This is a genomic window from Pseudomonas sp. Ost2 (assembly GCF_018326065.1).
Taxonomy (GTDB): Bacteria; Pseudomonadota; Gammaproteobacteria; order Pseudomonadales; family Pseudomonadaceae; genus Aquipseudomonas; species Aquipseudomonas gingeri.
Map to the genome: position 1 here is coordinate 652,153 of NZ_AP021904.1, position 12,486 is coordinate 664,638.

A 12,486-nucleotide genomic window follows, 5' to 3' on the forward strand; every position below is an offset into this window, starting at 1 on the left:
CAGCACCGGGCGATAAAAGCGGAAAGGGTTGCGGGCATCGATCAGTTTCCAGCCGGGATCTGACGGCTCGACCTGGTAGTACCGTTCTCCCTCCCGGATGTAGTGGCGGGAAAAGCCCCCCGGTACAGCTCATCACCGATGTGCTCGAGATCGCCCGGTGGGGTTTCCAGCGCGAAGTGAATATCCAGGGCGCGGCCGGGCCGGCGGGGCCGCGAGGGCATCGCGGCAGGAATCTGCCGTACGACCGGAGGGGAGGCGCTCAACTGCCTGATCTTGTCGATCAACGCTCGCTTGAGGGCGCTGGTTCGGTTCGGGCCGCTGAAGCCCAGGTTCTCGAACTCGGTGTCGGGCAGGGCTTGTCCGATGGCCGAGTAGAGGTCGCTCGGGGCGAAGACCTGCAGGCTGCCGGTATCGTAGACCCGATAGCGCGAGCCTTCACGAAGCAGGCGCCTGATGCTCGTGGCGTTGGCGCTCCCGGCGGTGGCGGCAGGCGGTTCGGCCAGTGTCGCCGAGTACAGTTCCAGGCGAACGTCGCCCGACCAGCCCGGCAGTGCCTCAAGGGTCTGGAACGCCAGCCGGTCCGAATCCGGATTGAACGTCGTGTGCAGATAAAGGCCTTCATGGAGCCGGGCGGCATCCACGTTCTGCATCGACAGCTCGGCTTCGTCCTTCAGATAGGGCAGCAGGCTTTTCTGCTCCAGGATCTGCCGGGCTTCGGCGGGGCTGATGGACTTCGCCATGGCTTGCACATAGCTTTTGGGCAGGTCCGGAAAGTCCTGTCGGATCTGTTCGGGCAGCGGGCCTTGCACCTGTTCGCTCTGCTGATAACGATCTTCGAAGCGTTCCGCGGCGCTGGGTTCGACGGTCGCCGAAGGGGGCGTGCCGTCATTGATCGGCGGGCTTTCCAGTTGTCGCTGGTGCTGGATCTGCCGGTCGAGCTGGAAGCGTTTCAAGGTGTCGAGCAATTGCGCCGGCGGCGACTGGCTGTCGCGATGAAGTTCAAGCAGCAGCTTCGAATCGCTGGCGCTGGCGTGCAGAATCGGCGCCAGGTCTTCGGGGCGGGTGCTCGCTGCGACCGGTCCCAGTCGCTTGAGCCGTTTCAGGTCGCTCCACTCCCGCGGGTTTTCATGCAGGGCACGCCAGGCCCCGCTGCCGTTATGGCGCAAGGGCGGCGCATACGCCCACGGGTCGTCGGGGTGCTGGATGGACCACTCGGGCGGGGAGCCCCCATGGCTGACCTCATAGAGCTGATCGTCCAGTGACAGGTAATGCCGGCCCTGGTAGTCGTACAGGCCCTGTTCATCGGGAAGCAGCGCCTGCGGCAGTTCAAGGGATTGTCGGTAGGGGGCCAGGTCCGGTTTCCACAGGCCGGAGCGGTGGGGTGCAAACTTGACACGCAGCAGCGAGCCGACGAAGCGGCCGGCCTTGGCGGCACCCGCGGTGGCGCCCATGAGCACGATCTGTTCGGTGACATCCATGAGGTAGTTGAGCGCCTCCACCTTTTCGCCGCGCCGCCAGGCATCGAACCCCAGATAGACCTCATGGATCAGCTGTATCCCCGTGGACACCAGCAGGACCTCGCCGATCACGGGGATGAACGAGGCCGCGAGGACCAGGGCGCTCAGGCCGGCCTTTTCGTAGGCTTGCAGCAGCTGTCGGCGGGCCTGGGCGTCGGTCTGCGCCGTGGGCACGACGACCTCGCGGCCATGGCGTTCGATCTGTTGCCTGCGCAGGTCGCGCAGGCCCTTGAACACGTTGCCATCGATGGGGTGCAGTACAAGCAAGACTGACCCGTGCTCCGCAACAAGACCGGGTTTGGGATGCCACTTTTGCCACATGGCCTGCCTGATCGTCTGGCTGAGCAGCGCTCCCTGGTGACTGGCCGGGAGGAAACGTGAAAAGAAAGAGCGGTAGGCGGGTGACAGCAGCCTGCGGCTCAACTCGTTTTCGAAATCCCGCAGGGAGCCGTAGCGCGCCAGGGGGCTGATCGGGTCCTGCGGTATGTAGACCAGGCATGGACGGGTGTCGTCGCTGGTGTCCAGGCCGATGACCAGCACCTCGCTGGCGACCATGCCGAGAAGTTCGAGCCGCGAGCAGGGCTGGGTGCCATAACGGACGACATAACGATCATTGAGTACGTCGAGGAGTACCCGGTAGCTGGCCGGCGTGATTTCCTGCTTGAGCATGGCCAGGTGTATCGCGCTGGCGAAGGCGTCCTTGCCGCTCTGGAGCAGAGGGTCCCGGGCACGGCTGGCGAGGTCGTCGCCATCGACCGGGGCGGCGGCATCGAGGACGGATCGCAGGTGGGCCTGGTAGAGGCGACCGAAGTCGAGCCGGCGACAGACCAGGGCGAACTCCTCGGGTCTGATCGGGGTCTTGCTATCGAGGGCGCCTGGCACCCGGTAGATCCCCGAGCCCGCGCCGAAGGCGTCGGCGCTGGTCAGCGATTCGTCGAAGTTGTGCAGGGCCGCCGATAGCAGGGTTTGTTCGCTGGTACTGCCCTGGACCGAAACCAGGCCGAAAAAATAGTCGTTCTTGCGCACATGGACGAAGGTCGCCTGCTCGACATCCAGGGTCAGTCGGAAATTGACGGCGATGGCTTCTTCCAGCAGCGGCTTGACGAACTGCGCCGGCGTTTGCAGCTTTGCCATCATCTGCTCGACGTCATGGCGGGAATTGCAACTGGCTATCATGCTCTGGCGCAACGCGTCGCGTTGTTCGCCAGGCGCATCGAGCAGCCAGGCGGGCAGATGCTCCTTGATTACGTCGAAATGCGGCTGCTCGTTGGAGAGCGGGGTGGGGGATGGAGTCATGACGGTGGCCTTGCCGGATTCTTGAAGCGCCAGCTAACGACAAGGCGGCGGTGCGGCGGCACTAGATAGTTGTCGGCCCGCCCCTGGGGAAGGGGCGCGGGTAAAACCGACGGTTATAGTCGGACTTGATCAAAATTTGTGCTATATTCCGCCCCCGCGAATTTTCATCTCGATACTTCCCATCTCGACATCGGTCATCGCCATGCAAGCAGCCAAGCCGTTATTTGACTATCCCAAGTACTGGGCCGAATGTTTCGGGCCAGCGCCCTTCCTGCCCATGAGCCGGGAAGAGATGGATCAGCTTGGCTGGGATTCCTGCGACATCATCATCGTCACCGGTGACGCCTACGTTGACCATCCGTCCTTCGGCATGGCGATCATCGGTCGGCTGCTGGAGTCCCAGGGCTTCCGCGTCGGGATCATTGCCCAGCCGAACTGGCAGTCCAAGGACGACTTCATGAAGCTCGGCGAGCCGAACCTGTTCTTCGGGGTCGCGGCCGGCAACATGGACTCGATGATCAACCGCTACACCGCCGACAAGAAAATCCGCTCCGACGACGCCTACACGCCGGGCGGCATGGCCGGCAAGCGTCCGGATCGCGCCAGCCTGGTCTACAGCCAGCGCTGCAAGGAAGCCTACAAGCATGTGCCGATCGTGCTCGGCGGCATCGAGGCCTCGCTGCGCCGGATCGCCCACTACGACTACTGGCAGGACCGCGTGCGCAACTCGATCCTGATCGACGCCAGCGCCGACATCCTGCTCTACGGCAACGCCGAGCGGGCGATTGTCGAGGTCGCCCAGCGCCTGTCGTACGGCCACAAGATCGAAGACATCACCGATGTGCGCGGCACTGCGTTCATTCGCCGGGACACGCCGCAAGGCTGGTACGAAGTCGACTCCACGCGCATCGACCGGCCGGGCAAGATCGACAAGATCATCAACCCGTACGTCAACACCCAGGACACCCAGGCCTGCGCCATCGAGCAGGAGAAAGGGCCGGTTGAAGACCCGCAGGAAGCCAAGGTCGTGCAGATCCTGGCCAGCCCGCGCATGACCCGCGACAAGACCGTGATCCGCCTGCCGTCGGTGGAAAAGGTCCGCAATGACGCGGTGCTCTACGCCCACGCCAACCGCGTGCTGCACCTGGAAACCAACCCGGGCAACGCCCGCGCGCTGGTGCAGAAGCATGGCGAGGTGGATGTCTGGTTCAACCCGCCACCCATCCCGATGACCACCGAAGAGATGGACTACGTGTTCGGCATGCCGTACCAGCGCGTCCCGCACCCGGCGTATGGCAAGGAAAAGATCCCGGCCTACGACATGATCCGTTTCTCGGTGAACATCATGCGTGGCTGCTTTGGCGGCTGCACCTTCTGCTCGATCACCGAGCACGAGGGACGGATCATCCAGAACCGCTCCGAAGAGTCGATCATTCGCGAGATCGAAGAGATCCGCGACAAGGTGCCGGGCTTTACCGGGGTGATTTCCGACCTCGGCGGCCCGACCGCGAACATGTACCGCATCGCCTGCAAGAGCCCGGAAATCGAATCCGCGTGCCGCAAGCCATCGTGCGTGTTCCCCGGCATCTGCCCGAACCTGAATACCGACCACTCTTCGCTGATCCAGCTCTATCGCAGTGCCCGCGCGTTGCCGGGCGTGAAGAAGATCCTGATCGCCTCCGGCCTGCGCTACGACCTGGCGGTCGAGTCGCCGGAATACGTGAAGGAACTGGTGACCCACCACGTCGGCGGCTACCTGAAGATCGCCCCGGAACACACCGAGGAAGGTCCGCTCAACCAGATGATGAAGCCGGGCATCGGCAGCTATGACAAGTTCAAGCGGATGTTCGAGAAGTACTCCAAGGAAGCCGGGAAAGAGCAGTACCTGATTCCGTACTTCATCGCCGCGCATCCTGGCACCACCGACGAAGACATGATGAACCTGGCCCTGTGGCTCAAGGGCAACGGTTTCCGCGCCGACCAGGTGCAGGCCTTCTACCCGTCGCCGATGGCCAGCGCCACGGCCATGTACCATTCGGGCAAGAACCCGCTGCGCAAGGTCACCTACAAGAGTGACTCGGTGACCATCGTCAAGAGCGAGGAGCAGCGCCGGTTGCACAAGGCGTTCCTGCGCTACCACGACCCGAAGGGCTGGCCGATGCTGCGTGAAGCCTTGCTGCGCATGGGCCGTGGCGACCTGATCGGGCCGGGCAAGAACCAGCTGATCCCGTTGCACCAGCCGGCGACCGACAGCTACCAGAGCGCCCGCCGGAAGAACTCGACGCCGGCCGGTAGCCACAAGGTGGCGAAGGAAACCACGACCAAAATCCTCACCCAGCACACCGGCCTGCCGCCGCGTGCCAGCGACGGTGGCAACGCCTGGGACAAGCGCGAGCAGGCCAAGGCCGCCGCGTTCGCCCGCAACAAACAGGCGGCCAAGGAGCGCGCCGATGCCGCCAAGGGCAAAGGCAAGAAGCCGCCCCGCAAGCCGGTGGTCCCACGCTGAAACCAGGCGCTGCCGGGTGGGGGCAGCCCCGCCTCAGGCAACCCGATCAAACAGCTGTTGTGCCGTACGCCCATCGAAGGCTTCGCGCCAGATGGGTGTATGGGGCAACCCCTGCTGTTGCTGGCGAATCTGGCTTTCCACGCCCAGCCTGCTTTGTGCCAGGGTTTTCAGGTGCCCGCCCTTGAGTTCGAAATTGCGCGGCGGGGTATCCTTGCGCGCGTAGTGGAAATGCGCATGCCAGAGTTCCTTCCGGTTGGCCTTGTCGCGTATCGAATAGACATCCAGGTAGTTTTTCCTGGCACCTTTGCCGCGCTCGACCCGGTCCTGGATCTTTCTGACCTCTATCTGATCGTTGTCGATCAGATAGAGCAGGCGCTGCACGCTGAGTACGTTCGGGTCCTTGTATAGCCTCAGCCTGATGTTCTCGCCTTCGTTGCGCAGGTTCTGGCCGGCTTGCCTGAGGCGAGCGGCCAAGGCCGGCGCCTGCGGGGCCTCGGCGGCCGACAGGGCGGCGATGTCCGTGGCGTGCTGGTCCAGTCGCTCGGCCCTGGCGTCAAGGTATTCGACGATGTTGCTCGGGTTCTGCCTGGCCTGTTCATCTCGTTGGGCCTTGGCCAGATAGGTTTCCACTTGCCCCAGGAGCTGATTGGCGTCGCTGAGCCGGGTGGCTGGCAATTTGCTGGGCTGTTCGACGGGGGCCGCGGGGGCTTCGCTGAGAGTCCCTTGCCATTGGCCGTTGACCTGGCGATAGGACCGGAAGGGGAGGCCCGGCTTGTTCTCTTCGATGATATCGACCAGGGTTTCGCCATCGTCGGTGATGCGTTCCTGGCCGAGCTTGAGGTGATCCTGGCCGCCCCGCCTGACTTTGATCAGGCGCTTTCGCGGGGGCGGGAAATGGCTGGTCGATGGCTGGGCGGGGAGAAAGTCCAGGTCGATGGCGTCGAGGTCGGTGGACAGGGCTTCATTGCTGTGGGCCTGTGCATAGCGTTGTTCCAGCTCGCCGACGATGGCGTCGTTGAACTCGCCGATGAGGTCGATGATCGCCTTTTGATGGGCGGTCTCCGTGGCGGCGGTGGGGTAGTCGCGCATCGCTTCGAAGTTTTCCCGTATCCCCGAGGTCTGTTCCAGCAGGTTATCGAGTACGGCGATCTGCTTGTCCTCGGGGATCAGCCTGATCTGGTCCAGGGTCACGAAGACTTCCCTGAACCGCGTCATTTCCTGGGTCGCCTCGAAGTGGTAAGTGGGCGGTGCGCTCAGATTCACCGGGTCGCCGACCGAATACAGATTGCTCAGGGCGATCAGCTTGCCCATGTCGATGGCCCGGATCGTGGTGGGCGTCCCCAGGATCAACTGCTCGATCCTTTGCTCGGTCTGCCCGCCTGGCGCCAGCTCGCGCAGGCTGGCAATCGCGACCTGCCGTTGTTCCAGGATGGGCGTTCGCTTGGTGAGGCTTGCCAGCATCTTTCTGTTGAAGTCCCGGAACTCTCGCAGGTGAGTCAATGGGTTCGGCAGGACCGGGCCGGCCTGGGAGATGAAGTTGTCGTCCTCGGCGAGGAACAGCCTGGAGTAGAACTCCACCTGGCTGGAGCGCATATCGTGCAGTTCTCTGCGGTAGATATCGGTCGCCTGTTTCCGGGTCCAGAGTTCCTTGTGGGTTTCGTAGCGTTTGATGTGTTGCTCAAGCAGATTGAGGTGGGTGCGCAGGTAAACCTCATTGGCGATCCTGGCAATCCTGCGGGCGTTGTCGTCAGCCGCCCGGATGACGGCGTCGCGCATTGCCGGCATTCGCTCCTGGGAGGCTTGCAGCGCGCGATGATGGGTTGCCAGTTCGTGGACAAGTTGGTCGTCCTGCAGCTTGATCGTTTCCAGCCGGCTTAGCCTGCGTGGCATGCCGCCGGCCCCGCCCACGATAATCCCGACCCATTGGCCGTCCGCGCGACGAGTGATCGGCTCGCTTCTGCCGGGGCGCGTCGCGACATAGCTATTCTCGGGGTCCGCCGCCACCGGGTCGCCGGGTCTGACGATGCGGTAGACCTTGCGCGTCGGCGTCGAGGCCTCTCGATCATCCATGACCTGATAGGCGCCGCCGTCGATGCTCACAAAGCGCTTGCCGCCAAAGTTGTACAGCGATTGCTCGTCGTCGGCGATGGGCAGGTGCTTGTCCTGACGAAAATGCGCCAGTCGGCCAGGGGTGAGCAGGTACTGGTCGGGAACCGGAAGCAGCTCCTTGAGATCCTCGCGATGCTCCTGGGCGAGTCGCAGCAGATCGTCGACCAGGCGCTGCGGCTCGTCGAGTCGATAGCCCAGGGCATCGCGCTGGGCATCATTGAGTGAGCGCAGCACGCTGCCGGCGAGGTTGTGTTCGGCCGAGGGCCCGTAGATCAGGCCGCCGGTGGCATCGATGCCCATGTAGCGCTCGTCGTTTCTGAACAACCTGAGGGTGGTCGTGGCGTCCTCCAGCCCGTAGCTGCGCGAGGGCAGGGTCGAGATGATCGGTCGGCCACTGCTGTCGATTCCCGGGTCGATGCGGATCTTCAGGTTGCCGGGCCAGCGTGGCAGGCTGCACAACAGCCGGCAGAACAGGGCCTCGCTGTCTTCGCCAAGGCCGCGCTCGGCCCTGTCCGCCCAACCGGCCAGCGCACTGATGATTCGGCTCTGCTGTTGTGACGCCTGAACCGCCGCCAGCACCGCGGGCTCGATCCGGCTATCCAGGGCAATGGCCTGGAGCGATGAGTATTTGTCCACCAGGTCTATGGCCGCCGCCTGGCTCAATCCCGGAAAGCGTTCCCGCAGGACGCCGACGGCGGGCTTGAGAGGCTTGCCGGGTTGGCTGACGGGAGCAAAGGCATAGGCCGGGTCGCTCGGCTTGAGTTGTGAGCGCGTCGGGGTGTCGAGCAGGGCCAGGTACAGGGCGTGCTGGTGATCCCTGATATCCCGGGCGAGCGCCTGGCGTAGCTGGGTCAGGCGCTGTTCGAAACTCTGCTCGATCACGCCCGCCGTCTCGCTCGCCCAACGGCGCTGGTTGAGGTGTTCGTAGGCCTTCAGGGTGGTTTCCAGCAGTGCCCCCGTTTCGGCCGACTTCGGCTCATACGCGGGTCGGTAGCGCCCTGGTTGGACTTCGCTCAGCATGATCGTCGGTTTCGGCCTGGCATCCGCGCGTGGCAAGTCGGCGTAGCGGCTGGACGTGCCCGGCTCGCGGCTCTCGATCTCCAGGGGCGCCTGCAGTTGCCGGGCGAGCAGGGCGGGCAAGGCCTTGTCGGCATAGGGCGCCAGTTTGGCGTCGGGGCTGTCGAGGGCGTCTCGCAGCTGATCCAGGGCCTTGCGCACCTGCAACTCGGCAATGGCCTGATTGGCTTCCCAGGGGGCCGTTTCATCGCCCCGCCAGATTTTTTCCAGTTTCGACCGGGAAAGGTCCGACCATGCCAGCAACCGGATCAGTTCCTGCTCATTGAGGGAGGGTAGATCGCGGCGCAGCATTTTCTGCAGCAACTGGGTGTCGGAGAGTGCGCTGATATCGACCGGCGCCAGTTTCCACGAGCGGGTAACAGGATCGAACACCATGGCGGGCCTGTAGCGGCCGGCATCCGGGTGTAACAGGTGATAACGCCCGGTGTCCTTGTCCAGCATGACCTCGCCGACCCGGGTCTCGGTGTCGAGCTTGATCTGGACATAGAGCTTGCCGTCTTTTCTGATCAGGCCCTGGGCATCAACCGCCAGCCCCTCGACGCTGCTCTGGGCGAGCGGCGTGTAGGGGCGCAGGTCACTCAGCCAGAGGGCATTGCCGGTCGCCTGTGTCACCGTGCGGGGCCTGCCCATGGACTCGATCAGTGCGCGGGTGCGGCGGGCCGAAAGGCGTGCGCCGATCGCCTGGATTCGAGCCGTGATGACCAGCTCCGCCACATCGGTGACGGCCTGCACGAATTCCATTTTTCTGCCGCTGGCCAATTCGGTGCTGGCCACCAGGCTCTGGTAGGCCAGGGTGCCGAGGCTGGCGCTGATCATCAGAGGGTTGAGGCCCAGCACTCCGCCAGGCAAGGGCAGCAGGAGCAGTTCCATTGTCTCGCTGGCCATCCATTGAAGGGTGTTGATCAGCGTCTGCCAGTCGAGGCTGCGGCGGGTGGTGGCGAGATTGCTGATGTCGGCGATCAGTCTCAGGGATTGGGTCCGGGTCAGCGTGTCCAGCACCGAACTGCTTTGCTCGCGTTCCGCCTGCGGGGTCATGACCAGATTGATGCGTCGGGCCGGTGCTTCGGTATCGCCAAACGCCTTGTACAACCAGCGGGCGGGGGTGGTCAGTTCGTTTTCATCGACGCTCGGGACCTTGAGCTTGCCGTAGAAGTCGGCCTGGTTCATCAGCGACATGGTGCGTGTGAGCCAGGTGATCTGGCCCGTGCCCGCATCCTCGCGTATCTGATCGCGCAGATCCTTGAGCGCCAGCGCGGACGTCAGGTGGTAGCGCAGGGCGCCGCCCGGCCGGTCCGGGAAATAACTGAATACGCCTTGAGAGGCTCCGCGCTCGAAACGCATCAGGCAGAAGGGCAGCGGCAGCCATTGCAGATCGCCGAAATTGGGCAGGTAGTCGCGACCAAAATCAAGGCTGTAGAACTGTGCGCTCATGAGCTGTTTATCGGCCACGGCCTGCATGAATTTTTCCGCCGAGGGCTGATCGGTGCCGGGCAGTGTCTGCTGGCGCAAGGCTTCCAGGACCGCGAGTTCCAGGCTGGCCTTCTGAAGGGCGCTCAGTGCGTCGTTGATCTGGCCGATCATTTGTTCATGCAGTTCGCGTCTCAGGCGCGATCCCAGGTCCAGGGCGCGAACGACCGAGATAAAGCGATCCACGCTCAGGGATACTCTCTGCGCGGGATCTTCGCAGACGACACTGATGCTGCTGTGCCTCTGGAAGTCGAAGCCCGAAGGAAACGAGGCCGTGGCGCCGGTGAAAGAAAAGTTCTCCCTGGCGGCCTGCCACAGGGATATGGAGATGATCTCCTCTACCGGGGCGCTTGGGTCCAGGGCTCTGCGATGCCTGGTTTTCCGATACTGCTCGATGATTCTGTAGATGAGCTCGATCGGGTCCTTGGCGTCGGTACGCGGGGGGACTTTCAGCGTTTTGGTATTCAGCCGGGATTTTTCCGCATCGATGTACTGGCCGGTTTCCTCATGAAGTGCCGTGCGCAGATCGTGCCTGGCGTTGCGTTCGAAACGGGCCTTGAACCCTTGTAGCGATTCGGCCAGCTTTTGCTTGAGCCGTGGTTCTTCCCGGCACAGCGCCAGGTAGCGTTTCTGTTCCTCGGCGCTCAGTGGCGCGAGGAAAGAGGTCAATTGGTGTTCGATGGTGTCCAGCGCATCGTAGTCGGACCAGGTGTCACTGGACATCAGATAGTCGCCAGGTGAGTCGACTACAGGGAAGGGGGCGATTGCGGTCATGGAGACACTCTCTTCAGTGGCGTTGCCTGCGTCAGTCAGGGGCAGAAACAGTCGGAGTGTCATCTAAGGGCCGAACGGCCTTGCCAAGGTGTTAGATATCTACCGTGCAGAGATTTCGCTCTCGTCCGCAGGCGGGTCGAGCGACCTGCCGGTGGGTGCCAGGCGCCCCGGCGAAAGCTGCGGGCTGGCCGGATACTGGCATTTTGGTTTCTATCGGAGACCAGGTTCGTTTGCTAAGGTGCGGCGAATTTCCCCCGCGCTCGATTCAAGGATGAACACTGCATGAGCAACCCGCTCCCTGGCATTGGCATGGACTCCAGCCCCTCGCAGTTCCTCGCGCGCAAACGCATCGAAAGCCAGATCAACCTGCCCCAGCTGTTTGCCGCGATCGATGCCGACCCCGGCATCGTCGGGGCTGGCGTGGTCTATATCGACGCCGACTTCAACGTGGTCACCCTGCGTGAATTCCAGCCGATCTGCAGCATCAAGCCCAAGCGCATCATCCTGCGCGAGGCGCAGAAGTACATCGCGCCGGTGCAGTTCGCCCAGCAGGTGCAGGACAATCCCCGCGAGTCGCGCCTGGTCGGCGAGGCGATCAATACCAGCCTGTCGTGCGCCGGCGCGGTGATCGGTTGGGTGGTGGTGCTCAGCGGCTCGGTGGCCGTGCCGTTCTCGGCCGGCGCCAGTTCGGTGCTGGTCGCCATTGGCTACACCGCGGCGGTCGCGAGTACCGCGCAATGCGTCGTCGGCGGTTACCGGACAGTCAACGAAGCGGTCAATCCCGCCCGCAATGACTACCTCGATGGCGAGGCCTGGTACCAGTACACCTCCATCGCCCTGGATGCGGCTTCCCTGGTCGGAGTCGGCGCCTCGTCGCTGACCACCCTCAAGCTGGTGCGCATGACCAAGGCCACCACCGGCAAGACAATCCGCGAAGTGCTACGGGGCCTGAACCGCCAGGAGCGCTCGAAGCTGACCAAGGAGCTGTTGAGCATCAACGATCCGCGGCTGACGCCGAAAATGCTCAAGCTCAAGCAACTGGCCGGCGAACTGCCCAAGCGCTTCACGCCTACCCAGATCAAGCATGCCACCGTGACCCAGATCAAGGACTCCCTGGGGGCGGCGATCGGCCTGACCGGCAGTGCCTTGTCCGGCAATGTGAAAACCATTGCCGTGGGGCTCTACGAGGAGATCGAGGAGTAATGGAAGAGTTGAGCCTGCCGCGTTTCCTGGCGCAGTATTTCCCCACCTTCATCGGCGGGATTTTTGCCGCGCTGGTCGCTATCAGCTGTGGCGTGCCCCTGGTGGGCGACCACTTTTTTCCCGATGCCTCCTTGGACGGCCAGGCGACCGGCATGTTCGTCGCGGTCATGGTCCTGGCCCTGGTGGTGGTGCACTGCAACTTCCTGATCGTGCGCGGCCGTCCGCAATGGGTTTGGGGCTGGTCCTGGTCTTTGCACTGTGCTTTCTGAGCGTGCTGCCGACCATCACCTCGCATCCCCATCGGTTCATCTACGCCTTGGCCGTCCTGGCCCCGCTGGTTGGCCTGCTGTTGCTCAACAGTCGGCGCCACCGCGAAATGCGCCACCGGCTCGTCGCTATCCGCCACCAGCGCGAAGCCCTGCGCAAGGCCCTCAAGGCGCGGCGCAAGTCACGCCAGGGCTGATGTCCGGGCGTTCGCCCCGTTTCTGTGCGACTCTCTGCACTACGCCCTCAAGCTGGCGCCATTCTGGTGCTGTG

At 63.5% G+C, this 12,486-nt stretch carries 6 protein-coding genes; 4 read left to right on the forward strand and 2 right to left on the reverse strand.

Annotated features, from left to right (window positions below):
* Positions 1-41: 41 nt before the first annotated feature.
* Positions 42-2,813, reverse strand: a complete 2,772-nt coding sequence (locus KI243_RS02805; protein ID WP_212810427.1) for a DUF6543 domain-containing protein — start codon at positions 2,811-2,813, stop codon at positions 42-44.
* Positions 2,814-3,015: 202 nt separating this feature from the next.
* Here KI243_RS02805 and KI243_RS02810 point away from each other — a divergent pair, with 202 nt between their 5' ends.
* Positions 3,016-5,319 carry a YgiQ family radical SAM protein gene (locus KI243_RS02810; protein WP_103032799.1) on the forward strand — a complete coding sequence of 768 codons (2,304 nt, stop codon included), beginning with the start codon at positions 3,016-3,018 and terminating at the stop codon, positions 5,317-5,319.
* Positions 5,320-5,352: 33 nt separating this feature from the next.
* On the opposite strand, the gene KI243_RS02815 is transcribed toward KI243_RS02810, so the two are convergent.
* Positions 5,353-10,746, reverse strand: a complete 5,394-nt coding sequence (locus tag KI243_RS02815; protein WP_212810428.1) for a hypothetical protein — start codon at positions 10,744-10,746, stop codon at positions 5,353-5,355.
* A 282-nt stretch (positions 10,747-11,028) separates the two neighbouring features.
* Between KI243_RS02815 and KI243_RS02820 the strand changes: the two genes are divergently transcribed.
* Genes KI243_RS02820 through KI243_RS32805 form a run of 3 tightly spaced genes read left to right on the forward strand, consistent with a single transcriptional unit; the run spans position 11,029 to position 12,412 of the window.
* A complete protein-coding gene (locus KI243_RS02820) occupies positions 11,029-11,949 on the forward strand; it encodes a hypothetical protein (protein WP_017125054.1) in 921 nt (306 codons plus the stop codon).
* Positions 11,949-12,218 carry a hypothetical protein gene (locus KI243_RS32800; RefSeq protein WP_244861808.1) on the forward strand — a complete coding sequence of 90 codons (270 nt, stop codon included), beginning with the start codon at positions 11,949-11,951 and terminating at the stop codon, positions 12,216-12,218. The genes KI243_RS02820 and KI243_RS32800 overlap by 1 nt, the downstream gene beginning before the upstream one ends.
* A 2-nt stretch (positions 12,219-12,220) precedes the next feature.
* Positions 12,221-12,412 carry a hypothetical protein gene (locus tag KI243_RS32805; protein WP_244861809.1) on the forward strand — a complete coding sequence of 64 codons (192 nt, stop codon included), beginning with the start codon at positions 12,221-12,223 and terminating at the stop codon, positions 12,410-12,412.
* The last annotated feature ends 74 nt before the right edge of the window (positions 12,413-12,486 follow it).

What these genes read in the sequence shown, in the direction of transcription:
- KI243_RS02805 (WP_212810427.1), bottom strand. Translation starts at nt 2,813, where the DNA reads ATGACTCCATCCCCCACCCCGCTCTCCAACGAGCAGCCGCATTTCGAC.
- KI243_RS02810 (WP_103032799.1), top strand. Translation starts at nt 3,016, where the DNA reads ATGCAAGCAGCCAAGCCGTTATTTGACTATCCCAAGTACTGGGCCGAA.
- KI243_RS02815 (WP_212810428.1), bottom strand. Translation starts at nt 10,746, where the DNA reads ATGACCGCAATCGCCCCCTTCCCTGTAGTCGACTCACCTGGCGACTAT.
- KI243_RS02820 (WP_017125054.1), top strand. Translation starts at nt 11,029, where the DNA reads ATGAGCAACCCGCTCCCTGGCATTGGCATGGACTCCAGCCCCTCGCAG.
- KI243_RS32800 (WP_244861808.1), top strand. Translation starts at nt 11,949, where the DNA reads ATGGAAGAGTTGAGCCTGCCGCGTTTCCTGGCGCAGTATTTCCCCACC.